The sequence below is a fragment of the Cupriavidus sp. 05L310 genome (genome assembly GCF_056398185.1).
Genome location: NZ_JBFTOX010000063.1, coordinates 20,431 through 45,924, shown reverse-complemented (window position 1 = coordinate 45,924; position 25,494 = coordinate 20,431). Strand labels below are relative to the sequence as shown.

Below are 25,494 nucleotides of genomic sequence, written 5' to 3'. Positions count from 1 at the left end.
CTTGGTACGGGGTGACGGTAATCAGGAACGGGCAACAAGGAACACGCCTGCGAGGATCAGCAGCATGCCGGCCACGCGCATCGGGCCGATCATTTCGCCGAACAGGTACCAGGCAGCCAGGGCATTCACTACATAACCGAGCGAAAGCATCGGGTAGGCGATCGACACATCGACGCGCGACAAGCCGACGATCCATACGCCGACACTGACCACATACAGGGTCAGCCCGGCCAGCACCGGCCACTGCGTCAACACGCGCAGGGCGGTGGTGAACAGCGTGGCGCGGTCGAGCGTGATGGCGCCCACCGCATTGGTGCCGGCCTTGAGCAGCAACTGGGCGCACGCATTAAGCAGCACGCCAGTAAAGATAAATGCGAAGGTGGAAAGCGTCATGGCGCGCGGTTCGGTTCTTGCGGTGTTGCTGCCGGCGCCTGGCCGGGGGGCGGGAAATTGGTGACCGCCACGCGGCGCTTGTCTTGCCCGATCTTGTACATCGGCACCTTGCGCTCTTCAAGCAGCTTGTAGGTGGAGGCCGACATGATACCTACGGCGTGCTGGCCATCCTGCCATTTTGCAATAAAGGCTTCCAGCGTGGGCAGCCATTTCCCGGGCTCCTGCTTGGTGCCGAACTCGAGTTCGTCGGGCCATTCCACCATGATGGTGGTGCGGCGCAGGTAATAAGGCAAGGTGTGGTCCAGCATGCGCACGCCGTAGATCGGCATGTCATCGGTAAGGACCGCCTTGATGGCCGGGACCATGTCCACGCCCGAAGTCGGCCGCCCCATCACTTCATGGCCGAGCAGCGCTACGGTAAAGCTGCTGAACATGCCCAGCGCATAGAACGTGATGCTGACCATCAGGCCTTTGCTGGCCAGCAGCTTGCGCGCCAGGAAGATGCCGCCGAGCATCAGCACGAAGGCCGCGCCAACCCACACCGCGAACAGGCGGTACAGTTCATTGGGCGTATTGTCGGAGTTCAGGGTGGCCACCACGGGGCTGGCCAGCAAGCCGAGCGCAGCCACTACCAGCATGCCATTGAGCTGGCGCTTCCAGGCCTTCTCGTCAATCTCCTTGAGCGCGACCGCCGCCAGGATAGCCAGAGCCGGGAAGATCGGCACGATGTAGCCGGGCAGCTTGGAGCTGGACAGGCTGAAGAAGACAAAGATGGCAATGGCCCAGATCCCTGCCAGCAACGCCGGCTGGAATGGTTTGACGGTGGCCGTGCGGGCCGCGGCGGCGCCGCCGCGCATCGCCTGCCACATGCGCGGCATCAGGCCCAGCCAGGGGATGAAGCCGGCCACCAGCAGCGGCACGAAATACCATAGCGGGCCCTTGCGGGAGTGCACCGTCGAGGTATAGCGCTGCCAGTGCTCATGGATAAAGAAGAAATTGAGGAACTCCGGATTGCGCTCCGACACCAGCCAGAACCAGGGCACCGTGACGATCAGCATCAGCGCGATGCCGGTGATCAGGTGCAGGCGGCGCCACAGGCCAAAATCGCGCGAAACCAGGGTGTAGATCACCAGTACCAGCCCCGGCAGGGCGATGCCCACCAGGCCCTTGGTCAGGATCGCCACGCCCATGGCCACCCAGCAAGCCCACATCCAGTAGCGGCGCGCGGCCGGCGTGGCGGAGGGATGCTGGGCCAGCAGCATGAAGGCCAGCACGCAGGCCATGGCGCCGGACAGGGTCATGTCCAGCGAGTTGAAGTGCGCGGCCACGCTCCACATGGGCGCGGCCACCAGGACCAGGCCGGTCAGCAGGGCGACGCGCGTGCCATACCAGCGATGTGCCGCCAGCACGGAAGCCAGCAGGCCGATCATGCCCGACAGCGCCACGCAGAGGCGGGCCTGCCAGTCACCTACGCCGAACAGGGTGTAGGACAGGGCCGTCACCCACATATGGAAGGGCGGCTTTTCGAAGTATTTGAGCGCGTTGTAGCGAATCGTGACCCAGTCACCGCTGGCAAACATCTCGCGGGCGATCTCGGCATAGCGCCCTTCATCGGAGCGCAGCAGGTGGCGTGCGTCGAGCGTGCCGAACCAGACCAGGAGAATAAACAGGCAAACCAGTGCAATCGCGCCAATCGGCAGGCCGGCGGATTGCGAAACACCTTGTGCGGTGCTTCGCGAGGTATCTCGCGAGGTCACGGAACTACGCATACGTCTCCTGGAAACTGATCGGGTGGCCGTTGGGCTTGCGCCCGGAACGGCCGATTCTCGGGCCTGACGGAATGTAACGGTCGTGGCGCCTGCCGCCGCCGGGTAGGCCAGTCGCCACAACCTGCGGCTTCAGGCCCGTTGGTTTGCCCCGCCTGCGGCCATTGCAGGCAAGCGCACCGGTTCGCCATGGCGCGACCGCCCCCAGCACGCTTAGCATGCCGCTGCCGCCCTGAGGTCCCGGAAATCACTCCGGCTGGCGCCACACCCTAGACGGTACGGGGAGCCCGGAGAAAACATCACAACGCGGCAACCGTAGCTTCGGTAGACACAAAGTAAGGGCAATCGATCCTGCCGGCCGCCTTTGCTTTTATGCCTTCCAAGCGCTTGGCCTTCCATGCCCTTGCCGCATGACTAACCGTAGTTACTATGTGACAAAGGCGCGCAATGTTAGCACGACCGCCGGGACCCGCCGCCGCTCGCTGGGCCAGCGCTCCCAGGCCGATCCAGGCAGGTTGCGCCTCTCAGGTTAAAAGTGATGTATTGGGCGTGTTTCTGGCGCCCCGTAAACGCAGCGAGACGCCGATAAGCAGGATGCCGCACACCACCGCCCAGGCACCGATCAGCCATAGGAGCGCCAGCGCGCCGGCAAGCGGTTGCCAAAGCAGCAAAAAGGCGAACACGATGCTGACCAGTCCGGCCAGCACCAGCCACCATTCATTAGGAATGTCCTTACGCAGGCGTATGGCGGCGACGATCTGCAAGACGCCCGTGGCGAGCGTCCAGGCGGCGATATATAACAGCAGGGAAAACGCGGTCACAACGGGGCTGAACCAGGTCAGCAGGCCCACGCCAAGCCCAAGCAGGCCCTGCAGTGCGAGGATGCCGCGATCACTGGCTTCCCGCTGGCTGCCTGAGATTGCCATCAGCAGCGCGGTGATGCCGTCGGCGGCGGCAAAGGCGCCGAACAGCAGCACGAGCGCGGCCAGCGTGGCAATGGGGGCGAAAAAGGCACAAAACCCGAAAACAATGGCGAAAATGCCGCGTAGTGCCACGACCCACCAAAGCTTGGCGTAATACTGAAGCATAGGAACTCCCTTGCAAGCTGCCGGCACCGGGCCAGCAGTGATGAAGACCGTCGAAGATCGGCAAGACAGGCGTGCAAAAAAGCGCTAATTTCTAGCCAGCGATCCTTCGGCGGAACGGACGGGGGCGTGAAATCATTCTAGACAGGAATCATGTGAGGACAAAGGCGCAAAGGGCAAAGGCTGCGGCGGTTGCCGGAGTTGTGTGGCTGGCAGCGGGTAATCCTGCGCAGGCGCAGACCACCTCAGTGGCCGCCGCGGCCCCGGCCGATAGTGCGCCGTTGCGACCCCTTGCCGTGCTTTGCGATGCGCCCTGGTTCCGTTCCGGTTCACGGGTGCAGATGGAGGGCGATGGCGCCATGCCCATGTCGGTCACCATGACATTGCGGCGCACCACCAAGAGCCCGACAGGATGCCGGGCGCAACTCGAGGTGCGTTCCAAGTCGGCATTGTCCGCGCTGATGGGGCCGCCGGTCATCATGAACCAGGTCCACATGGTCAATATCGACCGCCGTTCCGCTACCGCCAGGAGCAGCATTGAGAGCGAGCATGCCGTCATCAACGCGCAGGGGCGCTATGCGCGCATGTATGGCGAGGCCGCCTTCAGGGGCCAGGGTGTGTTCAGCTATGCGGGCATGGATATCCACGAGGGCAGCACCATCGAGGGCGAGGCGTTCGAGTCCAGCGTATCGCTGCAGATATTTCCGCTGGGCGCGGATGAGGTCGTGGGAAGCATGCGCGCGCTGTACGCCTCGATCAGTGTCAGCTCCCGCCATGTGGGCAAGCGCCAGATGATCGATACCGTGCTGGGGCGCAAGGAGTGCATGCCCATCACCTACGAAAAGCGGACCTCGCTGGGGCCGCTGATGGTGGGAGAGGAGGTGGTGCAGGTCGAGCCCACCGTCATGCACGTAACGGACTGGTATTGCCCTGCCGAGGCATTCGTGCTGCGTACGGAGATCCGCCAGCAGGATAAGGTACAGCGTATCGACGTCACGGCGATGGAGTTGGACACGACAGCACCTGACGTTCCCCCCACGCGATAGCGCACGGACGCGCAAGACAAAAAGCCCGCCAGGATCGGCGGGCTTTTTGCTGGCGAGCGCCGGGTTCCGGCGCGCCTTGCCGGTCAGCTGGCGGCTGCGGCCGATGCAGCGGGCTTCTTGCTCTTGCTATTGCTCTTGGTCTTCTTGGCCGGCTTCTTGGCCTCCGGCGCCGAGGCGTCGGTCAGGTCCGTGCGGGTGCTCTTGTTCGCGCCCTGGGAATACGGGTCGAACTTGTCACCGGACTTGGCACCCTGGCTGTACGGGTCGAACTTCTCGCCCGACTTGGCGCCCTGGCTATACGGGTCGAATTGTTTCTTGCCGGTGGATTGCGCCTGGGCAGCCACGGAGACGGCGCCAATGCACAGCGCGATGGCTGTCGCGACGAACTTATTCATGTTTTCTCCTGGAAAATGCCGCCTTCCGGCGGTTCGAATACGCGGAAACTGACGGGGGAAGGTGGCCTTGCCAAGGGCCAGGCACCATGCCGGGTTTGTCCGCCTGGTCCCAGTGTCGCCAACATTTCGCCCGGCTGTCAACACGTGCTGTATTGTGAAATGCACAGCTTTGTGCTGACTTATGGAAAGCCGCTATTGCCTTTGTCGGCAAGACTTGCTTGACGGTTAATGCTGAATATGAATTGTTGAGCACTTTGGCGGCTGTCGGCGCGCAGTGCTGCGAGTTCGGCTCCGTTGGGCGCCCGGCGCACGCTGACGCTTGCGAAAAAAAAGCCCCCGGGAGCCTGGCGGCCGCGGAGGCTTCCGATGCGTCGTCAGGATTTATTCCGTGGCGACGTCCGAAGGGTGTTTCCATGCATCCCGCACCTGCGTGCTCGGCGCCAGTGCAAGATTGATATTGCGCGCGCCGATCGGCTGCTGGAACCATTGCTTCTGCAAGGCGACGACCTGCGGGCCCGCGAATACCGACGCGAGGGTCTGGTCGACGAGTTGCTTCCATTCCGGGTCCGCCCTGGACATCATCAACGCATTCTGCTCGACCGACAGGGCGGGACCCACGATTACGAACTGCGACGGGTCCTTGGCGCGGGCGCGCAGCCCCGACAGCAACACGTCGTCCATCACAAACGCCTGGGCGCGGCCGGATTCCAGCAGCAGGAAGGACTCGCCATGATCCTTGGCGTAGATGTCGTGGTAACCATACTGGCTCTTCAGGCGGCGCACGTGGCGGTCGCCGGTGGAGCCGGCGCTCGTTACCACGTTCTTGCCGCGCAGGTCATCGAATGACTGGATGCCGGAGTCCGCGCGCACCAGCATGCGTACCGTGGAGATGTAATGGGAGACGCTGAAAGCTACCTGCTTCTGGCGCTCCAGCGAATTTGTATTGGGCGCGCAATCCAGATCCACCAGCCCGTTGACCACGGCCGGGATGCGGTTCTGCGGCGTGAGCGGCATCCATCGCACCTTGATCGTCTTCAGCCCAAGCTTCACGCGCGCGGCTTCGGCGGCGCGCAGGCACAAGTCCACCGCGTAGCCCGCAGGCTCGCCCTTGTCGTCGGCGAAGGAGAACGGCAGGGCCGATTCCCGGTAGCCAAGCACGATCGTGCCGGTATTGCGAATCTTGTCCAGTACCGGGCTTTGCGCCTGGGCTGCCTGAGGGGCGGAGAACGACAGCGCGGCCGCCGCGGCGAAGACTAGCTTGACCAGCAGGTGCGAGGCGCGCGATGCGCCGGCGCTGGTCAAAGTGGAAAACGGAAACATATGTCGAATATTTCAAAAACCGCAAGGCTACGCCCGAGGCCTTGCTAGGCAAAGTACATCTTCGTCATTAGCAAATATCCGCCGGGGATTAGCCAGAGGCAATGCGATGCCGCGGATGAGCGGTTTCCCGGCGCGCGCAGCGCCCGGCGCGGTTTCACAAAATTTCACGTTCGTCGGGTTGCGGCGGACTGGATGTGCGCGGTACGCTACCGGGTTCGCTGCGTCTGTGACGTGCAGTGATCACGATAGCGAAGGGAATCATGACTATTTCGCGCAAGAAGATCGCGCTGGGTGCTGTTGCGCTGGCAGTAGCCGCGGGTGTCGCGGTGCAACTGGTCTGGCACCCGTTCGGCCGCGCCTGGAAGGGGCAGCCGCGCCAGCTTGAGCTTGATTTCAACCGCCCGGACGCGCTGGCCGACAGCGAAAGCCTGTCCAGCCTGCCGCGCGACATGCTGCGCGTGCCGCTGTTGCGGGACGTGCTCACCGAAGATTTCGTCAATTACTACGAAGACAATGAAGGCCGTCTGTCCGCTGCCGGCGCCTTGCGCCGCATAGCCTTCGAACACGAGCTGGACTGGAGCGACGCATTGCTCAAGCGCGTGTTCGACGAACCGGGCCGGCTCATGGCGTGGCGCGGCGCCGATGGCACCTTGCGCTATTGGGCGCTGTCGATGGAGCGCAACGGGCTGGCCAAGGTGCTGCAGACTCTGGGCACCATCGCCCCGGCCGACACGCAACTGAGCCGCGCCGGCGAAATCGACGGCACGCCGCTGTACGCGCTGCGGATCGGGCCGGCGCGCAGCCTGCTGCTGGCGGGCAAGGGCGACCGGCTGGTGATCCTGTCCGAAGCAGGCATGTTGCTCGACGCCGAGAGCAAACCGATTGCGGCCCGCGCCAAGGCAGTGGCCGCCTGGCTGTCCGACGACGCCGGCGCCCGCGAGGCCCCGCTGCAATCGTTCGCACTGGATGCCGCCAAGGGTCCGTCCAAGGGCCACCGTGTGGTGGTGGGGGCGAACTACCTCTCGTTTGGCTACCAGGCCTTCTTTCCAGGCATCGAAGCGCTGCGCTTCGATCTTGCCGGCGCCGACCCCAAGGCTGGAGCCGACGATGTCGTCTGGCGCAGCGCGGTGCTGGTAGATGGCGCGCGCCTGCCCGGCCAGTGGAACACGGCCGAACTCTGGAAGGCCTTGCCGGCCGACCCCGCCGCTTGCGCCACGCTGCCGGTCGACTGGCAGGCCGCCGGCAAGATGTTGCAAAAGGTAAGTGACGGCAAGGAGGAACTGGCAACGCAGGTGGGGCAGGCCTTCGACGGCCCGGCCGCGGTGTGCTGGTACAGCAAGTCGGCGCTGGTGGCGCCTCTGTTCGTCGCGCGGATCAAGTCGGCTGACGCCGCCGCCACGTTGCGCCCGGTACTGGCGAGTCTGTTCGGGCAGGTGATCGGCGCCTACGAGCCCAATGCCGGTGGCGAGAAGGGCGCGTACGCGCGGCTGCCGGTGCAGAACCGCGAGGGCGCTGGCGGGGCCGTGCTCTGGTCGCGCGCGGTCAGCTCGCCCTACGGCACGCGCGAGGCCAAGGGTGCGCCGTTCGCGGCCCAGTTGTCGGCGGGCGCCTATTTCCCCGTGACGCTGGCGCTGGCTGGCAATATCGTGCTGTTCTCGCCTGATGGCGCGCTGGTCGACGATGCGCTGGCGGTGCAGGGCAAGCGCTTTCCGGCGGCGGCCGACACCATGCAGCGTGGCCAGCAGGCTCGCACCGTGCTGAGCTTCACCCCTTCGGCGCTGGCGCCCCTGGTGCGGCGCGAGGCCACGAAGGCATTGCCCGCGGACCAGGAGGCCTTGTTCCTGAACGCGGCGCGCGCGCACCTGTTCCCCAAGCTGAAGGCGCTGGCGACCTACCCGGCGGTGTCATTGGTGCTGGCCGACAGCCTGCCGTCCGGACGTGGGTGGGTGCAGGTGAACTGGCAACAGGCAGGCTTGCCGCCGCGCGGCGTGCTGGCTGCGGCACCGTTGGCGACCCCGTCGGCGCAAGAGGCCGCGCAGTGATGGCTGTAAGCCGAGGCCGCCGCGCAATGCTGGCGGCGCTGGTGGCTGGCTTGCCGCTGGCTGGCAGCGGCCGCGCCTGGGCCTTGTCGGGTCTGGATGCCGGCACGCCCGGGGCGGACTCGCTCGATGTCACGCAGTCGGCGGCGTTTCGCGCATGGTTCGTACGCATCGTCGGCGAGCAATTGCGCCAGGGCCCGACCCCGCGCTGGTACCAGCGCGATTGCGCGGGTCTGGTGCGCTTTGCCGTGGGCGAGGCGCTCAAGGTGCATGACGCACGCTGGCTGCGTGCCAACGGCATGCAAGGCGGTGCTTCGGCACGCCAGCTGCCGCCTGAGCTGAGCCTGAGCCCGGGCCAGCGAACGCTTGGCCAGCGCTGGACCCGCGCCGACGGCAGTACAGGGGCTTATGCCTCGGCCCTTGCGCTGGTGCAGGGCAATAGCCGCTTCGTTGCCCGGAACGTCAACCTGGCCCAGCCCGGCGACCTGCTTTTCTACGACCAGGGCGACGAACAGCACCTGATGATCTGGATGGGCCAGTACCTGGCCTACCACACCGGCACCGTGACCAGTACCGATAACGGCCTGCGTGCCGTCACCCTTTCCCGTCTGATGCAATGGAACGATTCGCGCTGGCAGCCGCAGGACGGCAATCCCAATTTCATCGGCGTATTCCGTTTCGCCTTTTTGTCGAGGTAAAGACGATGCCTGTCGTCATGATGCGCGCGAGCGCGTTCCTGAATTCCGTGATTGCCCGCATGCTGCTGGCGCTTGCCCTGCTGGCCTGCGCCCACGCGGCCGCCGCCGCCGGGCAGCCCGGCGCCACGCTCGATACGGTGCCGTCCAGCGGCTACAGTGCCTTCCAGGGGCAGCCGTTCTTCCTGCTGTCGGACGCCAGTTTCGGCAGTGACCAGACCGCGCAGGTACGGCTGGAAGCGCCGGGGCGCGAATACAAGAGTGAGCTGCAACGCTACGGTGGCGCCGATGTCCTGGTGTACCGGGTCGCGGACCCGATTGCCTTCCTGAAGGCGCAAAAGAACCTCCACCGCATCGACGTCAAGGCGAATTACCGTGGAGAAGGGCTGGCCAATACCCTGTCCTACCTCTGGGATAGCTGGTACAAGCAGGCGCGCCGCGCATGGCAGCGCGTGCTGTCGTTCGCCACCCGCAGCAAGGCGGTGGAGGAATCCCCGCAGTTCAGCATGGGCGACCAGATCTCCCAGCCCACCCGCTTCGAGAACAATCCGCAGTATGAGCCGCTCAAGGGCTATGACGTGGTCGAGCGTTTCCGCTACCCGATCTGGGATGCCAGGGAGATCCAGCCGCCGAAGGACGTCAAGCTCGAAGGCAGCAGCAGCGAATTCCTGCCGCGCGACGTCGGCAATGTCATGGTGCCGCTGGGCAAACTCAAACCGGGCCTGTATATCGTCGAAGCCATTATCGGCACTTACCGTGCCCATACGCTGCTGTTCGTCTCCGACACCGTGGCCATTACCAAGAGCACGGGCAACGGCATGCTGGTCTGGGCCGCGCACCGCAAGAGCGGGCGTCCCGTTGCCGGCGCCAGCCTGTCCTGGACCGATGGCCTGGGCGTGCTGCAGAGCGCGACCACCGGCGCCGACGGTGCGGCGGAACTGGCCCATACCAGCCCGGAACGCAGCTACCTGCTGGGCGTGGACCCGGCCGGCGGTGCCTTTATCTCGGAAAACTTCTACTACGACAGCGAGATCTACAACACCAAGCTGTACGCCTTCACCGACCGGCCGCTATACCGCCCCGGTGACGAGGTCCGGGTCAAGTTCATCGGCCGCAATTTCCGCAACGCCACCGAATCGGGGCCGGCCGCGGCGGGTGATATCAAGCTGGAGGTCCTGGACCCCAATGGCGCGCCACTGGCTTCGGTCGGTACCGCGCTGGCGGCCGACAATGGCGCCGATGCGCGCTTCACGCTGCCGGCCAATGCACTAGCCGGCGGCTATACGCTGCGTTTCGACTACGGCGGCAATACCTACGGCGGCGCTTTCCGCGTGGCGGAATACATCAAGCCGCATTTCGACGTCAATCTCGCACTGGACAAGGCCGACTACGCAACTGGCGAGGCGGTCAAGGGCAAGATCCAGTTGCGCTATCCGGACGGCAAGCCCGTCAAGGATGCCAGGCTGTCTGTCAGCCTGCGCGCGCAGCAGGTGACGATGGTGGAGGGCGAGCTGCAGTATGCCGGCCTGTTCCCGGTCAAGCTGGAGCAACAGGAACTGACCACCGACGGCAGCGGCAATGCCGCGCTGACCCTGCCCGCGGCCAAGGATCCGAGCCGTTATGTGGTCACGGTGTTTGCCAACGACGGTGCGGCCTATCGGGTCAAGGTCACGCGCGAACTGCTGATCGCGCGCGGCGCCACGCCGTACAAGCTGACCGCGCCCGCCAATTTCACCAACCCCGGCCAGAGCGTGACCTTCCAGTTGCAGGCGCTCGCGGCTACCGGTCAGGCACCGGCGCAGGCCCCCGCCAAATGGGAGCTGGTGCGGCTCGAGTCGCGCACCCGCAGCGAAGGCGCGCTCGGCGCCGCCGCAAACGGTGCACTGGCGTTCCCGGTCAAGTTCGAGCAGCCGGGGTCGTACACGCTCTCCGTCAAGGATGGCGCCGGCAATCTGCTGGCCGCCGCCAGCCACTGGGTGGCGGGCGAGGGCCTGCAGACCGTGCCGGGCAATATCGAGATCGTGTTCGATCGCGACCGCTACCGCATCGGCGACACCGCCGAGGCGCTGGTGACGTTCCCGCTCGCCGTGGATGACGCCTTGCTGACGCTGGAGCGCGACCGGGTGGAGCGGCGCGGCCTGCTGTCCAGGGGCGGCGACTGGCTCTCGCTGGAGAAGGTCACCGACAGGCAGTGGCGCGCACGCATCAAGGTGGGCAACGATTTCAGCCCCAACATGACGTTCTCGGTGCTGTACGTGAAGGACGGCGATTATGTGTTCCAGAACACCGGCATTGCCGTGGTGCAGCCGACCATCGAACTGACGGTCAGGAGCGAAAAGCCTGTCTATGCCCCTGGCGACACAGTCACGCTGGACCTGACGAGCGCCTTTAACGGCAAGCCCGTGCCGGCCAATCTCACCGTCAGCGTGGTCGACGAGATGGTCTATGTGCTGCAGCCGGAGATCGCGCCGAGCATCGTCGACTTTTTCTACCATCCACGCCGCAACAGCGTGCGCACCACGTCCAGCCTGAATTTCATCGGCTACGACCTTGCCGTCTCGGCCCAGCCGGGTGCTGGCGGGCCGGAGCGGGGCCGCTACAACGAGCGCGGCGTGAAGGTGCTGGAACGCCCGCGCCGCGATGAGAAGGACACTGCTGCGTGGGAGGCCAACCTGCGTACCGGCGCCGACGGGCGGACGCGCATGAGCTTCACCATGCCCGATTCGCTGACCCGCTGGCGCGTCACGGTGCGTGCCATGTCGGGCGATGGCATGGTCGGGCAGCGCACCGCCAGCATCCGTTCCGACAAGGGCCTGTATCTGAAGTGGACCGGGCCGCAGCGCTACCGTGCCGAGGACGCCCCGCGCATCGACATGGTGGCCTTCAACCAGGGCGAGCAGGAAGTGGCGGCGGATCTCGTGGTGATCGGCGCCGGCCTGAACGTCAACCAGAGCGTGGCGCTCAAGCGTGGCGCCAACTACGTGCGCCTGCCGGTCTCGCAAAGCGCCTTGCAGAGCGGCGTGGTCAATGCCGAGATCAAGGTGCAGGGCAAGACGGTGGATCGCTTGCAGACGACGCTCACGGTCGAGCCCACTGGCTGGCTCTCGCAGCGAGAGCTGACGTTGCCGCTGGCCGGCGCCAACGCCGCGTTCAAGCTGCCGGCGGATGCGCAGGATGTGCGCCTGCGCTTCGTGGATGGCGCCGCCAGCCAGTTCGCCCGCGTGGCCGACGATCTGCTGGCCTATCCCTACGGCTGCACCGAGCAGACGGCCAGCCGGCTGATCCCGCTGGCTTTGGCGCAGCGCAGCCTTGCGGCCACTGGTGCCGACACCGGCGGCGGCACGCAGGGCATCGACGCGCTGCTGCGCACCCAGCGCCAGCGCCTGGCGCTGCTGGCCGGCGTCAATGGCCAGTTTGGCTGGTGGGGCGATACGGTGGGCAATAGCGGGCTGCTGACGGCCTATGCCTACTACGCCGACTGGCTGGCAACGCGTGCCGTGGGCATCAGCCTGCCGCCCGATCACTGGAAGCGCACGCTGGAAGCCTACAAGCAGGCCATGAAGGAGCCGCTGCTGCATCGCACGCTAGCCCTCTGGTTCATCAACGAGATGGGCCTGCCGGTCGCCACGCAGCTCGGCGGTTTGGCCGGTGAGCTGGCGCGTCCCGGTGCCGATGTGCCCGGTGCCGCGGCGGGCGAAAGCCTGGTGTTCGCCGCGCCGGATTCGCTGCAAGGCCGCCGTGTGGCGGCGGTGCTGGCGGCGCAGCTTTACAGGCAGATCGGCCAGCCGATGCCGGAAGGCCTCGCCGGCGCCGCGGACGCCGCGCGCCAGGCACTGGCTAACGACCCGTCGCCGCTGGTGCAGAGCCTGCTTCTGATGACCGGCAAGGGCGCAGCCACCTCCGACGTGCAGGCGCTGCTGGCGCGCGCGGGCGCCGCCTCGCCCACCATCGACCGGGCGGTGACGCTGGTCTGGCTCAACAAGGCCCTTGGCGGCGGCCTGGGCCGTGGCCTGGCCGGCGAAGGCGATCCCGCGCTGCGCGTGCCGCAGGGCAACTGGAAGGCCGCGCGTAGCCAGCTAGGCCTGCCGGAATGGCGCTGGAACGGGCCGCAACTGCCCGAGACGCTGGCCCTCACCGTGCCGCAGAACATGGAAGCGGCGTCGCAATCGTTCAATACGAATGCGGTGCTGTCCTACCGCAGCCGTGCCCAGGAGGCCTCGCGCTTGCCTGTCGGCATCGAACGCAAGCTCTATCGCCTGGTACCCACCAGCGATGGCGCCGCGAAAGAGGGCAAGCAAGCCGAGGCAGCCGCCGCGGGTACGGCTGGCCTGGCGTTCTCGGCCAAGCCGGTCAAGCCGGGCGACAAACTCGACAGCAATACGCTCTATGTCGATGAGATCGTGCTGAGCCCGCGCCAGGGCACGTTCCGCTACGGCCTGGTAGAGGCGCCGCTGCCGCCGGGCGGCGAGGTCGAAGGCACGACCTGGGGCCTGCGCATCGAGGGGCTGCCGGATCCGGACAACAAGGCCACGGGCCTGCAGCCGTTCCAGCGCGCGGTCACCTACGAGATGGGCATGCTGTCCTATCACCAGCCGGTGGTCTCGCTCGAGCGCCCGGTGGTGCTGCGCCAGTTGGTGCGCTTCTCGCTGCCGGGCAAGTTCAACCTGCCGCCGGTGCGCTATTTCCGCATGTACCAGCCGGATGCCAAGGCCCTGCAAGGCGACGGCAAGACGGCCGGCTTCCCCCTGACGGTGGAGTGAGGCCGGCATGAGCGGGGCGGTGCGCAAGGCGATGGCCCGGGCTGCTTATGCGGCGTGCCGCCGGGGGTGGCGCGTGGCGGCACTCGTCGCGCTGGGCGCGGCGTGCGCCGGGACAGCGCTGGCCGCAGCGCTGGCATCCGCCCGCCCCGGCGCGGGCGAGCCCCTGCGTTTCGCGCGCCTCGCCGGCGCCGAGGCCCAGTTGTTCCATCTCGACGGCAACGCCGCAGCAGCGCCCGCGCCGCTGTCCGCGAGCTTGCAGGCGCCGCTGGGCAGCGTGTGGAAGCTGTTCGTTTACAGCTACCTGGTGGGCCGCGACAAGCCTTCGGACGATTACATCTGCCGCGGCGGCGATCCGGAGGAGGCTTACTGCTGCACGCCCGGGCAGAGCATCGATCGCGAACGCGCGCTGATCCAGTCCTGCGGACGCTATTTCGAACCACGCCGGCTGGGTTTGTCCGGTACTGACTGGCGCCGTTTCTGGAAGGAGGCCGGTGCGCCGGCATGGCTGCAGGACATGCAGGCGATGCAGCCCGAGCGCAAGGTGACCGTGGCCGATCTGCTGGCCGGGCTGCATGCGGTCCCGCCGGCCGCGCAGCAGGCCGCCGCCGCCACCCTGGTCTCCGTGCTGACCGTGGGACGCGGGGAAGGCACGCTGGCCACCTATGGCAGCCTGCTGCGCGCCAAGACCTGGACCATGCCCGATCCCGCGCGGCCGGGCGCGTCCATCGGCGGTGCCGCTGGCTGGCTGGCCGATGGCAGCCCGGTCTGGCTGGGCGGCTCCGGCGCCAGCGCCAACGTGCTGCGCCGTGCCGCGCCTCGCCTGCAGCCGCTGCTGGCATCCGTGCCGGTGCCCGATGACGGCGCTTGCGTGCTGGTCGACATGTTCGAGCGTTATCCGCTGCGCGATCTGCAAGCCGTTGGCGCCGGGGCAAAGCGGCAGGCCCCGCCGGATGGCCCGCTCAACGGCACCTTCCGCGCCGAATTCACCAACGGCAACAGCCTGCGCGTCGAAAGCCGGGGCGAGCTGACGCTGATGCGCACGCCTGGTGCCGCACCGCGCGTGCTGGGCCGCTTCGGGCTCAACGACTATGTGGCGCGGGTGGTCGAGCGCGAGGGCGACACCACCGAGCCCGAGGCCGCCCGCGCGCTGGCGGTGGCCGCGCGCAGCTACCTGATCCAGCAGGCCACGCGCGAGCAAGGCTGCTTCCATATCGCCGACAGCAGCCGCACCCAGCGCGTGCTGCCGCGCGCGCCCACCGCGGCGGCGCGCGCCGCCGCCGACCTGACCGATGCGCTGGTGCTGTCCGGCGTCGCGGTGCGCTACCACCATGATGCGGGCGGCCCGGGGCGCATGGCCTGGCTGGAGGCCCGGCGCGCTGCCGGGCAGGGCCAGACATTCGACGCCATCCTGGCACGCTGGTGGCCACAGGCCACGCTGACCTCGTTCCAGAGCCCGGTGGCCGGAGATTGCCTGGCGGTGGCCAATGCGCGGCAATGGTTGGCCCAGCGCGCGCCCCAGTGGGAGCGCCGGCTCGCGGCGGAGCCGGGCTACGAAACCCCGCCGCTGCCTGCCGTGTGCGAAGTCCGCGAAGGGCGCCCTTATGCCGATGCCCGCCGTAACCGTCTCTATGTCCACCGGCTTGCCAGTGAGGACGATCGTGTTGCGCTGGCCCACGAATATCTCCACCTTGCGTTCGCCCGCCACCCTCGCGGGCAGGACGAAGGCTTTGTCGAAGCCCTGGCGCGCAAGTTGGTACGTACGCAGAATCCATGATGAAACCCACCCGCAAACGCATCCGCAACTGGCGCTGTGGCGCGCTGGCCCTGGCCTGTGCCGCAGCACCGCTGGCCGTGGCGGCCGAGCCGGTCGCCGATCTCGAAGGTCCGGTCGGCGGCTGGCGCCACGGTGGCCTGTCCAGCGAACTCGAACGCTACACCGCCGCCTATCCCAAGCCGCCGGTGGACCGGGGCGCGCAAAAGTACCGCACCCTGATCGAGGGGCGCCTGCGCAAAGTCGGCAAGGCCGACCGCAAGCCGCCCACCCTGGTCGTCAACGGGACCGCCATGCCGCTATATACCGACGAGCAGGGGCGCTTCGCGCGGCCCTGGGCCTTCGGCCGCGGCTCCAACAGCGTGGAAATCGTGTCCGCCGACGGCGCTTCGCGCCAGCGCTTGCAGTTCTACGAGGCCGATGCCACCAAGACCCAGGCCAAGCTGCGCGCCGTGCTGACCTGGGACGATCCCAAGGCCGAGGTCGACCTGCATGTGATTTCGCCGGATGGCGGCCATGCATTCTTTGCCAGCCCGCTGTTGCCGGAGGGGGGCGGGCTGGACGTGGACAGTGTGGACGGCGCGGGACCGGAGATATTTTCGAGCGCGGCGCCGCGTCCTGGCGTGTGGTTGTTCTATGTGAACTACTGGGGCAATTTCAACGCCGCCGGCTACAACTTCGAGAAAGGCGCGAACGAGCGCGACCTGATCACCGCCAAGCTCACGCTGATCTACAACGAGAACACGCTCAACGAAAAGCGTGAGACGCTCGTGGTGCCGCTGCGCAAGCTGGGCGAGCTGGCGCTGATGAAATCGGTGCGGTTCTGAGCAGTAGCGGGCACGCGGTCAGTAAATGCGGAAAAACAGCCGCAAAGAACGTCAGTAAGGAAGCATGGATATGCAGCGTTTGCCGAAGTTAGCCATTTTCAGCCTGACCCTGCCGGCGCTGCTGCTGGCGGGGGCCGCGCGCGCGGACGATGCCATCGAGTTCACCACGCCGCGCAACGGCTGGCGCAACTCCGCCGGAGACACCGCGGCCTCGGCCTATACGCAGGAAGTCCACTACCCCGCGGTGGCGGTTTCCACGCGGGCGGGACAGGCCGCCAGCGCGATGATCGCCGGGCGTATCCGTTCAGCGCCGAAGCCTGAGGGCGAGGCCACGAGCCCGTCGCCGGGCGGGCGCGAGCGCCGCACCGGCGCGCCGGTTGCTACCCTGGTGGTCAACGGCGTGGCCATGCCGCAACGGGTCGAGGAAGATGGCCGCTTTTCGCGGCCGTATGCCTTCTCCGGTGGCAGCAACAGCGTGGAAATCCGCAGCGCGCAGGGCGCCAGCAAGCGCGTGCAGTTCTACGACGGCTACCAGGGCAAGACACGCCCGCGTCAGCGCGTGGTGCTGTCCTGGGATAGCGATCAGACCGACCTGGACCTGCACGTGGTGGCGCCTGATGGCCAGCACACGTTCTATGCAAATCGCGTGGCCACCAATGGCGGCGCGCTCGATGTCGATGTCACCACAGGTTACGGGCCCGAGATCTATTCCATCGCCGCGCCGCCGCCCGGCACCTATCTGGTCTACGTCAACTACTACGGCAGCGGCGCCGGCCCGGAGGCCATCACCGTGGCGCAAGTCGCGTTGATCACCGATGAGAACACCCCCAACGAAAAGCAGCAGGTGTTCCGCGTGCCAATGCGCAAGGCCGGCGAACTGACCCTGATCAAGTCCTTTGTCATGAAGTGATCCCACTGCGGGCGCAAGCCTGGCATTCCCGGCCAGCCCGGATATTTCCTGGAAACCCCAATCGCCATGTCGCAGCAGAAGATCCTGTTCCTCAGCGTTTCCGCCGGCGCCGGCCACATGCGCGCCGCCGAAGCGCTTCGCCTCACCGCCGAAGCCGAATTTCCGGGCGTGCAGACGTTGCACCTCGATGTCATGGAGTACGTCCCGGCGACCTTCCGCAAGCTCTACACCGATTTCTACATCAAGCTGGTCAATAGCTATCCGGCCTTGTGGGGCATGCTGTACCAGAGAACCTCCGAGGCCGACCCGGCCGCGCCGATGCAGAAGCTGCGGCGCGCCGCCGAGCGACTGAGCACGCGCGCGCTTCGCCGCGCGATCGATGAATTTGCGCCGGATGCCATCGTCTGCACGCATTTCCTGCCCGCGGAGATCCTGATGCATGAGGTACGCCGGCTGCGGCTGGCGGTGCCGGTGTGGGTGCAGGTGACCGATTTCGATCTGCACGGCATGTGGGTGATTCCCAATATGACGGGCTATTTCGCCGCCAGCGAGGAAATCGCCTTTCGCATGCGGGCCAATCGCATCGAGGCCGGCCGCATCCATACCACCGGCATCCCGGTGGTGCCGGCTTTTTCCCACCCGCAGGATCGCCAGGCTTGCGCGCGGCACTTCGGGCTCGATGCGGCCCGGCGCACGATCATGCTGATGGGGGGCGGGGCAGGGCTGGGAGGCCTTGACGAAGTGGCCGATGCACTGATACGGCTCGATCACGATTTCCAGCTGATCGTGCTCGCCGGGCGCAATGAGACGGCGCTGGCGCGGCTCAAGACACTGGCTTGCGCGCATACCTCCCGGCTCTTCCCCTTTGGCTTCACCAACGAAGTGGAGCGCCTGATGGCGTGCTCCGACCTGGTCATCACCAAGCCCGGTGGCCTGACCACATCCGAATGCCTGGCGATGGGTGTGCCGATGGTGGTCAATGCGCCCATCCCCGGCCAGGAGGAGCGCAATGCCGATTACCTGCTGGAGCAGGGCGCTGCGCTCAAGGCAGTCGATCTCGTGTCGCTCGAATATCGTGTCCGGCTATTGCTGGCGGAGCCGGCGCGGCTCGATCAGATGCGCGTGCGCGCCCGCGCGCTGGGGCAACCGGCGGCGGCGCGCCGCGTGCTGGGAACCGTGCTGGGGCACCTGGAACGGTGCGGCCAACTGACCGGGCAGGCTGCGGGTGTGGCGCAGGCGGGACGCTGAGATGCGCGCCCTGAATCTCTCGGCTTCGCACCAGCGCGCGCAGTCCTGTCCGTCGCGGCATCCACTGGTGCTGATGCTTACCGTTGCCTGGACGCTGCTATTGGCGTATTTCTTCGCCAATGTGGAGATCCAGATCGAAGGCGCCGCGGGCTGGGCGGCAAACCTGCCCACCTGGCGCGTCGAACATCACTGGCTGCTGGAGATCTTCTGGGGCGGCCGCCCGATGACCGGTTATCACGCGTGGGTGTTCCCTTGCGTGGCACTGTTCTTCCATTTCCCGCTGGTCTACGGTGGATGCTGGAACTGGCGAGCCGAAGCGCGCGTGATCGCCTGCATCATGCTGTTCTGGATCGCCGAGGACTTCCTGTGGTTCGTGCTGAACCCGGCGTTCGGGCTGGCGCGCTTCTCACCGGATTTCGTGCCCTGGCATATTCACTGGTGGGCCGGCGCGCCGACGGATTACTGGGTTTCGCTAGCGGCGGCGGCGGTGCTTTTCTGGCTGTCGTGCCGGGTGGCGCGCCGCTAGCCGGCGCAGCGCGAATTGAATCAGGCCGAAGCCGCTTCCGCGTTGCAGCGTAAATTCCGCCAAGGCGGCGTGTCCACCGAACGCACTGGCCGGGACAGGCTGGCAGGAGCGAGCGACGGCAGGCATCGGCCACGGTTTCTAAGCCGAAACCATATTAATGTGACGTTAAGATATCTATTTGTTGAAAAGATGTGGTGATTGTGCCTCATTGAAACAAATCGTCACGCTCCATCCTGGCCCGTTTCGGTACCGATCGTGTTTCTTGGGAGTAAAATCCGGCCCTTGTGTACTTTGTAGCATTCTTATAACAAATGAGCCCCCGTCCTTCGCGCATGGCGTGCATTGACGCTCTCAAGGCGATCAGTTCCCAACTGATCGTGCTGCACCATCTTGCCTTCTACGGCCCCATGTCCGATGCGGCGCACGTGCTGGCTCCCGACCTCCTTGACTGGTTTTCGCAGTACGCGCGTATCGCCGTTCAGGCTTTTCTCGTCATCAGCGGCTTCCTGGCGGCGCGTAGCCTGGCGCCGGGCGGGCATCTGGTGGTGCCGCATCCCTTGCAGGCGATCTGGCGCCGCTACCAGAAGCTGGTGGTGCCCTATAGCGTGGCCATCCTGATTGCGATTGCCGGTGCCGCCATTGCGCGCACCTGGATGCATCACGATTCCATTCCGTCGGCCCCCGGCCTGCATCAGTTCCTGGCGCATGTGCTGCTGTTGCACAACGTGCTCGACTTCGACGCGTTGTCGGCCGGCGTCTGGTACGTGGCCATCGATCTGCAACTGTTCGTCTTGCTGATTGTTGCGCTGTGGGCGGCGCGCCGCTGCGCGCAATGGTTCGATGTCGGCGGCAGCCCGCTCGGGCCGCTGGTGGTGGCCGGGCTGGTCGTGGCTTCGCTGTTCTGGTTTAACCGGGATGCGGCCTGGGATATCTGGGCGATTTACTTCTTCGGCGCCTATGGCATGGGCACGCTGGCGTTCTGGGCCTCCGCACCGGAGCGTTCGCCGGTTGCGTTGCTGGTGCTGGGCGCAGTGGTGCTGGCGGCACTGATCGTGGACTTCCGCCTGCGCATTGCCGTGGCGCTATCCATCGCCCTGCTGCTGGCCGTTGCGCGGCGCGGAGGGTGGCTGGATCGCTGGCCGCAGGCCCCGAGCCTGGCATTTTTCGGGCGCATTTCCTACTCGGTCTTCCTGGTGCATTTCCCGGTGTGCCTGGTCGTGAACGCGGTGGTATTCCACGTTGCACCGAATCGGCCGCTGCTCAATGCGCTGGGCATGATACTGGCATGGCTGTTGAGCAACGTTGCCGGCACCGTGTTCCACCGTTACGTGGAGAGTACCGACCCGCTGCGCGCATTGCGCATGGCCTTGTGGCCGGCGCGCGCGGAACCGGCCCAGCGGCAGCAGGGCGGGCAGCATCGGTCGACCTGACCCCTCGCGATCACAGCCTAGCGGCACCCCGCCCCAGCGGCTGGTGCCGCTTTTCTTTTGCATGGTGCCTGTGCACCATGAACTGGCCAGCGGGGCGGCGCGCGCACGCGGATGGTGCGGCACGCCATCGTGCGGCATGCAACACAGGGTAGAAACTAGCATTGGGATATGGCACGAAGGTTGCCTACTATGGAATTGCAAACCTGACCGTTTGGTCAGGATTCCTGTTCCGAGGCTGCCATGTCCGACCATATTGTCCTGACTTCGCACGCGCGCCGCGACAAGCCGGCCGAACCCATCCACTGGGGGGCCGCCACGGCGGCGGAGCGCGGACCCGTGATCGCCAGCGTGACCAATCCGGCCCAACGCAATGTCATTGGCACCCACTCCGGCGCCTATGCGGTGTATCGGGCGCTGGCGGTGGCCTCCGGCAAGTTGCAGCGGGATCATCGCGCCGATCTCACCGATACCTCTCCGGCGGAAATCGTCGGGCCCCATCCGCAATGGAGCGACCCGGACAAGATCGTCTCCCTGGATCCTTGGGGCCATCTGGTCTCGACTGCCTTTGCAGACCGCATCGCGGCGGGTATCGATATCCGGCCGACGATCGCCATTACGCGGGCACACATCAATATGCCGGAACTGACGGGAGCCATTGCAGCCGGCCGCCTCACGCCTGACGGCCAGATCCTGCACGCCAATGGCGACGTACGTGTCACCAAGGCAGCGATCGACCCGGTCTGGTACCTGCCGGCGCTCGCGCGCCGCTTCGAGATCAAGGAGAGCATGCTGCGCCGCAGCCTGTTCGAGCAGACCGGCGGCATGTTCCCCGAACTGGTGACGCGGCCCGACCTGAAGGTGTTCCTGCCGCCGATCGGTGGCATGACCCTGTACTTTTTCGGCGATGTGGGCAAGCTGGGCAAGCCCGAGACCAAGGTGGCCTGCCGCGTGCACGACGAGTGCAACGGCTCGGACGTGTTCGGCTCCGATATCTGTACCTGCCGGCCCTACCTGGCGCATGGCATCGAGGTTTGCATCGAGATGGCGCAGCAGGGCGGGGTGGGCCTGGTGGTCTACAACCGCAAGGAGGGCCGGGCACTGGGCGAAGTGACGAAGTTCCTGGTCTACAACGCCCGCAAGCGCCAGGTCGGCGGCGACCGGGCCGAGACGTATTTCGCGCGTACGGAGTGCGTGGCCGGCGTGCAGGACATGCGCTTCCAGGAACTCATGCCCGATGTATTTCACTGGCTTGGCATCAAGCGTATCGATCGCTGGGCTTCGATGAGTAATATGAAGCACGGGGCGCTGACCGCTCAGGGTATCGAGGTGCTCGAACAGGTAGCGATTCCCGATGCACTGATCCCGGCCGATGCCCGAGTGGAAATCGACGCCAAGGTGGCGGCTGGCTATTTCACGAGCTATACCCCGCCCGGTGCCGAGGAACTCGCGCTGGCCAAGGGTAGAGGACTGGACGAATGAACGAGATACCCGAAGCGGGCGGCCCGCAGGGCTCCCCCAGTGCGTTCACGAATGACGCGGATGGCCGCGGCGGATGGGCCAGTCCCGTGCCGGCTGGCCATCCGGCCGCGGCGCTGCTGACCGGCCTGGCGGTACGCACCCGATGCGCCGCCGTGACGGACCATGTGGCGGCAGGCGCGTCAGAGCTGTTCACGTGGCACCCGGAACGGATTCCGGCGGTGGCCGATTATGTGGCGACCACCATCCGGGAACGTTATCCGGACCTGAACGTGCCGTACCACAGCCGCTGGCGCCACTTTGAAAGCGGCGGTCCCGGCGAGAGGCTGGACCGCTGGCAGATCCTGTGCGAACGCGGCGGGCTTTCCGGCGAGGCTGACCGCGAGGAGCGCGCCCGCATCGGCATCGATCTGGTGATTCCCAGCGTATTGCTGGACGCCGGCGCAGGCCCCGACTGGCGCTACCGCGATCCGGCCAGCGACCTGCTGCTGACCCGTTCCGAGGGGCTTGGCGTAGCCAGCTTCGACTTGTTCGCGCGCGGTGGTTTTTCCGCCCAGCCGGGCCAGCCGCTGCGCTCCGATGCCGAGCGGCTGATGCGGATCGACGCGCCTTCCATCGCGACCGCCTTCCAGGTGGCACAGCACAATCGGCTGGTTGGCCTGGACGGCCGTGCCGGCCTGCTGCGCCGGTTGGGCGAAGTGGCGCAGGCCACGCCGGCCGTGTTCGGCACGCCTGCGCGTCTGGGCAACCTGTATGACTACCTCAAGGCACATGCCGTCGACGGCCAGATCGAGGCCGGCTTCGTGCTGACCACGCTGCTGGTAGCGCTCGGGCCCGTGTGGCCGGGGCGCGTCAGCCTCGGTGGCATATCGTTGGGGGACTGCTGGCCACATCCGGCCTGCACCGACGGGCTGGTGCCTTTCCACAAGCTGACGCAGTGGCTGACGTACTCGCTGCTGGAGCCGCTCGAAGATGCCGGCCTGGCCGTGACCGGGCTAGAGGCGCTGACGGGCTTGCCGGAATACCGCAATGGTGGCCTGCTGTTCGATTTCGAACTGATGGTGCCGCGCGATCCCGGATTTGCAGCCTTGGCGCATACCGTCGACGAGCCGGTTATCGTGGAGTGGCGTGCCCTTACGGTGACGGGGCTGGACCTTGTGGCCGCGTCGGTGCGCGAGGCGCTTGGCCTGTCGGCCGCGGCGTTCCCGCTTGCCCGCGTGCTGGAAGGCGGCACCTGGGCCGCGGGACGGCGCATTGCCGCCAAGCGCAGGCCCGGCGGTCCGCCGCCGTTCGTCATCAATAGCGATGGCACGGTGTTCTGACCGATATCGCAGCCACGCGCCGAGCCGCAGCAAGACCTCTTCGCGACCGCCCTCCAGGAGCGCATCATGACCGACCTCTCCGCCGTACCGCCCGTCACTCCGTCCGTGCTGGTGGTGGACCATCCGCTCGTGCAGCACAAGGTCACGCTGGTACGCAGCGAAGACACCACCACGGATAACTTCCGCCGGCTGGTGCGCGAGATCAGCCAGTTGCTGACCTATGAAGCGACCCGCGACCTGGCGATGGAAACGATCTCCATCAAGACCCCGATCGCGCCCATGCAGTCGCCGGTGCTGTCGGGCAAGAAGCTGTGCCTGGTATCGATACTGCGCGCCGGCAACGGTTTCCTGGATGGCATGCTGGAGTTGCTGCCGGCCGCGCGGGTAGGGCACATCGGCTTGTACCGCGACCCCGAAACGCTGGAGCCGATCGAGTACTACTTCAAGATCCCGGAGGATATCCACGAGCGGCTGGTGATCGTGGTGGACCCCATGCTGGCCACCGGCAACTCCGCCATTGCCGCGCTCAATCGCCTGAAGGAAGCCGGCGTGAGCACGCTCAAATATGTGTGCCTGATCGCGTCGCGGCAGGGGCTGCGTGCCCTGCAGGCAGCGCACCCCGACGTGGCCATCGTCACCGCCGCCATCGACGAGGAGCTCAACGAGCACGGCTACATCGTGCCCGGCCTGGGCGATGCCGGCGACAGGCTCTACGGCACCAAGTAATGGAAGCGCCGGCCACGGCGCCGCCGCCATGCTTTCCGCTGCCGCGGGAGGCGGCGGGCGGCCGTATCCGCCAGGAGAACGAGGCGCTGATCCTGCACGCGGCCGAGCATGTGTTCGCGCGGGCCGGGTTTGCCGGTGCCACCATGAACGAGATCGCCACGCGCGCCGGCGTGCCGAAATCCAACCTGCATTACTACTTTCGCACCAAGCAGGCGCTGTACCGGGCGGTGCTGGCCCATACGCTCGCACTGTGGCTGTCCGAGACCGACATCATCGACGCGGGGCAAAGCCCGCAGATAGCTCTTGAACAGTACATCCGCGCCAAGATGCGGTTGTCTGCGAGCCATCCCGACGCCTCGCGCGTATTCGCCAATGAACTGCTGCACGGTGCGCCGGAAATCCGCGATGTGCTCAACGGCGCGCTGCGCGCGCTGGTGGCGCGCAAGGCCGGCGTGATCCGTGAGTGGATCGCGCGTGGCGAGATGGCCAGCGTGGATCCGCAGCACCTGTTTTTCACCATCTGGGCCGCCACCCAGACCTATGCCGATTTCGAGTCGCAGGTATGCGCCGTGCTTGGGGTGAGCCACCTGGGCCAGCGCGACTACGAACAGGCCACTGACCATCTTGTGCGGCTTTTGCTGCGCGGATGCGGGCTGGAGTCGGCCGGCCTGGCCACGGAGTTATCGTCAACAAGGGGAGAACGTCATGAGGTTTGAGGGTAAGCGCAGGACCTGGTTGAAATTCGCGGCGGCCGCCGCCAGCGTGGCCGCCCTTGGCGGCGCCGCGCCCGCGCAGGCGCAAGCCAAGCTGAAGGTGGCGGCGGTGTATACCGTGCCGGTCGAACAGCAATGGGTGTCGCGGATTCACAAGGCGCTCAACGAGGCCAAGGCACGCGGCGAGATCGACTATGTATTCTCGGAGAGCGTGTCCAATGCCGACTACGAGCGCGTACTGCGCCAGTATGCCGAGCAGGGGTCGGCGCTGATCCTGGGTGAGTCCTTCGCCGTGGAGGCGGCGGCGCGCAAGGTGGCCAAAGACTATCCCAAGACCGCCTTCCTGATGGGCTCCTCGGGCAAGCCGCAGGCGCCGAATTTCTCGGTGTTCGACAACTACATCCAGGAGCCTTCCTACCTCACCGGCATGATTGCCGGCGGCATGACCAAGACCAACCACATCGGCATGGTGGGTGGCTATGCCATCCCCGAGGTCAACCGGCTGATGCACGCCTTCATGGAAGGCGCGCGCGAGGTGAATCCGAAGGTCAGGTTCACCGTCAGCTTCATCGGTTCCTGGTTCGATCCGCCCAAGGCCAAGGAGGCGGCTTTCGCCATGATCGACAAGGGTGCCGACGTGCTCTACGCCGAACGCTTCGGCGTATCCGATGCCGCCAAGGAAAAGGGCAAGCTGGCAATCGGCAATGTCATCAACACCCAGCCGCAATATCCCGCCACGGTAGTGGCCTCGGCGCTGTGGAATATGGAGCCCACGGTCGGCGCGGCGCTTGGCAAGGTCAAGGCGGGCCAGTTCAAGAGCGAGGACTACGGTCCCTACTCGCTGATGAAATTCAAGGGGGCCGAACTGGCGCCGCTGGGCACGTTCGAAGGCAAGGTTCCCGCCGATGTGATGACCAAGGTCAGGGCCAGGGAGAAGGCCATCCTCGACGGCAAGTTCGCAGTCAAGGTGGTGGAGACGGAGCCGAAGTCGACGCAGTGAGGGCGGCTTTCGCCTCGCTATTCCCCGCCGCTGGCTTGCCCCCTTT

General features: G+C 66.2%; 20 protein-coding genes. 15 read left to right on the top strand and 5 right to left on the bottom strand.

Annotation, left to right across the window (positions count from 1 at the left end; all coding sequences use genetic code 11):
- Nucleotides 1-21: 21 nt before the first annotated feature.
- The 3 genes from AC1DS6_RS34395 to AC1DS6_RS34385 all read right to left on the bottom strand — a co-directional run bounded on the left by AC1DS6_RS34395 (nt 22) and on the right by AC1DS6_RS34385 (nt 3,247).
- A complete protein-coding gene (locus AC1DS6_RS34395) occupies nt 22-393 on the bottom strand; it encodes a DMT family transporter (RefSeq protein WP_035862867.1) in 372 nt (123 codons plus the stop codon).
- Nucleotides 390-2,162: a glycosyltransferase family 39 protein gene (locus AC1DS6_RS34390; protein WP_477104122.1), complete on the bottom strand. Its 1,773-nt coding sequence runs from the start codon at nt 2,160-2,162 to the stop codon at nt 390-392. Before AC1DS6_RS34390 ends, AC1DS6_RS34395 begins: the two co-directional genes overlap by 4 nt.
- 521 nt (nt 2,163-2,683) lie before the next feature.
- Entirely contained in the window at nt 2,684-3,247 is a 564-nt protein-coding gene (locus tag AC1DS6_RS34385; RefSeq protein WP_441628440.1) for an HdeD family acid-resistance protein, read from the bottom strand.
- Between the two features lie 152 nt (nt 3,248-3,399).
- Here AC1DS6_RS34385 and AC1DS6_RS34380 point away from each other — a divergent pair, with 152 nt between their 5' ends.
- Nucleotides 3,400-4,290, top strand: coding sequence for a hypothetical protein (locus AC1DS6_RS34380; protein ID WP_441628438.1), 891 nt, complete (start codon nt 3,400-3,402; stop codon nt 4,288-4,290).
- A gap of 83 nt (nt 4,291-4,373) precedes the next feature.
- Here AC1DS6_RS34380 and AC1DS6_RS34375 read toward each other — a convergent pair whose 3' ends face one another.
- Entirely contained in the window at nt 4,374-4,685 is a 312-nt protein-coding gene (locus AC1DS6_RS34375; protein ID WP_441628436.1) for an amino acid ABC transporter permease, read from the bottom strand.
- A gap of 381 nt (nt 4,686-5,066) precedes the next feature.
- Nucleotides 5,067-6,005 carry an amino acid ABC transporter substrate-binding protein gene (locus AC1DS6_RS34370; protein ID WP_035862875.1) on the bottom strand — a complete coding sequence of 313 codons (939 nt, stop codon included), beginning with the start codon at nt 6,003-6,005 and terminating at the stop codon, nt 5,067-5,069.
- A gap of 260 nt (nt 6,006-6,265) precedes the next feature.
- Between AC1DS6_RS34370 and AC1DS6_RS34365 the strand changes: the two genes are divergently transcribed.
- The 14 genes from AC1DS6_RS34365 (at nt 6,266) to AC1DS6_RS34300 (ending at nt 25,448) form a co-directional block, all read left to right on the top strand.
- Nucleotides 6,266-8,047: a DUF2138 family protein gene (locus tag AC1DS6_RS34365; RefSeq protein ID WP_477104121.1), complete on the top strand. Its 1,782-nt coding sequence runs from the start codon at nt 6,266-6,268 to the stop codon at nt 8,045-8,047.
- Nucleotides 8,047-8,742 (top strand): DUF1175 domain-containing protein, encoded by a 696-nt coding sequence (locus AC1DS6_RS34360; RefSeq protein WP_441628432.1) that lies wholly within the window; start codon nt 8,047-8,049, stop codon nt 8,740-8,742. The genes AC1DS6_RS34365 and AC1DS6_RS34360 overlap by 1 nt, the downstream gene beginning before the upstream one ends.
- Before the next feature lie 17 nt (nt 8,743-8,759).
- Complete coding sequence (locus AC1DS6_RS34355) at nt 8,760-13,499, top strand: alpha-2-macroglobulin family protein (protein WP_477104126.1); 4,740 nt, start codon at nt 8,760-8,762, stop codon at nt 13,497-13,499.
- Between the two features lie 7 nt (nt 13,500-13,506).
- On the top strand, nt 13,507-15,273 hold the full coding sequence (locus tag AC1DS6_RS34350) for a DUF2300 domain-containing protein (RefSeq protein WP_477104120.1): 1,767 nt from the start codon (nt 13,507-13,509) through the stop codon (nt 15,271-15,273).
- Nucleotides 15,270-16,097: a YfaP family protein gene (locus tag AC1DS6_RS34345; RefSeq protein ID WP_430869796.1), complete on the top strand. Its 828-nt coding sequence runs from the start codon at nt 15,270-15,272 to the stop codon at nt 16,095-16,097. Before AC1DS6_RS34350 ends, AC1DS6_RS34345 begins: the two co-directional genes overlap by 4 nt.
- 70 nt (nt 16,098-16,167) lie before the next feature.
- Nucleotides 16,168-17,007 carry a YfaP family protein gene (locus AC1DS6_RS34340; RefSeq protein WP_477104119.1) on the top strand — a complete coding sequence of 280 codons (840 nt, stop codon included), beginning with the start codon at nt 16,168-16,170 and terminating at the stop codon, nt 17,005-17,007.
- Nucleotides 17,008-17,073: 66 nt separating this feature from the next.
- The gene (locus tag AC1DS6_RS34335; RefSeq protein WP_441634585.1) at nt 17,074-18,255 is read left to right on the top strand and encodes an MGDG synthase family glycosyltransferase; all 1,182 of its coding nucleotides are present in this window, start codon (nt 17,074-17,076) and stop codon (nt 18,253-18,255) included.
- Nucleotide 18,256: 1 nt separating this feature from the next.
- Nucleotides 18,257-18,781, top strand: coding sequence for a hypothetical protein (locus AC1DS6_RS34330; RefSeq protein ID WP_477104118.1), 525 nt, complete (start codon nt 18,257-18,259; stop codon nt 18,779-18,781).
- A gap of 311 nt (nt 18,782-19,092) precedes the next feature.
- The gene (locus AC1DS6_RS34325) at nt 19,093-20,211 is read left to right on the top strand and encodes an acyltransferase family protein (RefSeq protein ID WP_441634589.1); all 1,119 of its coding nucleotides are present in this window, start codon (nt 19,093-19,095) and stop codon (nt 20,209-20,211) included.
- Between the two features lie 240 nt (nt 20,212-20,451).
- Nucleotides 20,452-21,690: a GTP cyclohydrolase II gene (locus AC1DS6_RS34320; RefSeq protein WP_477104117.1), complete on the top strand. Its 1,239-nt coding sequence runs from the start codon at nt 20,452-20,454 to the stop codon at nt 21,688-21,690.
- On the top strand, nt 21,687-23,009 hold the full coding sequence (locus tag AC1DS6_RS34315; protein ID WP_441634593.1) for a URC4/urg3 family protein: 1,323 nt from the start codon (nt 21,687-21,689) through the stop codon (nt 23,007-23,009). The genes AC1DS6_RS34320 and AC1DS6_RS34315 overlap by 4 nt, the downstream gene beginning before the upstream one ends.
- A gap of 66 nt (nt 23,010-23,075) precedes the next feature.
- Nucleotides 23,076-23,735, top strand: coding sequence for a uracil phosphoribosyltransferase (gene upp / locus AC1DS6_RS34310; RefSeq protein ID WP_035862882.1), 660 nt, complete (start codon nt 23,076-23,078; stop codon nt 23,733-23,735).
- Nucleotides 23,735-24,451: a TetR/AcrR family transcriptional regulator gene (locus AC1DS6_RS34305; protein ID WP_441634595.1), complete on the top strand. Its 717-nt coding sequence runs from the start codon at nt 23,735-23,737 to the stop codon at nt 24,449-24,451. Before upp ends, AC1DS6_RS34305 begins: the two co-directional genes overlap by 1 nt.
- On the top strand, nt 24,441-25,448 hold the full coding sequence (locus tag AC1DS6_RS34300; RefSeq protein WP_441634597.1) for a BMP family protein: 1,008 nt from the start codon (nt 24,441-24,443) through the stop codon (nt 25,446-25,448). The genes AC1DS6_RS34305 and AC1DS6_RS34300 overlap by 11 nt, the downstream gene beginning before the upstream one ends.
- Nucleotides 25,449-25,494 lie beyond the last annotated feature (46 nt).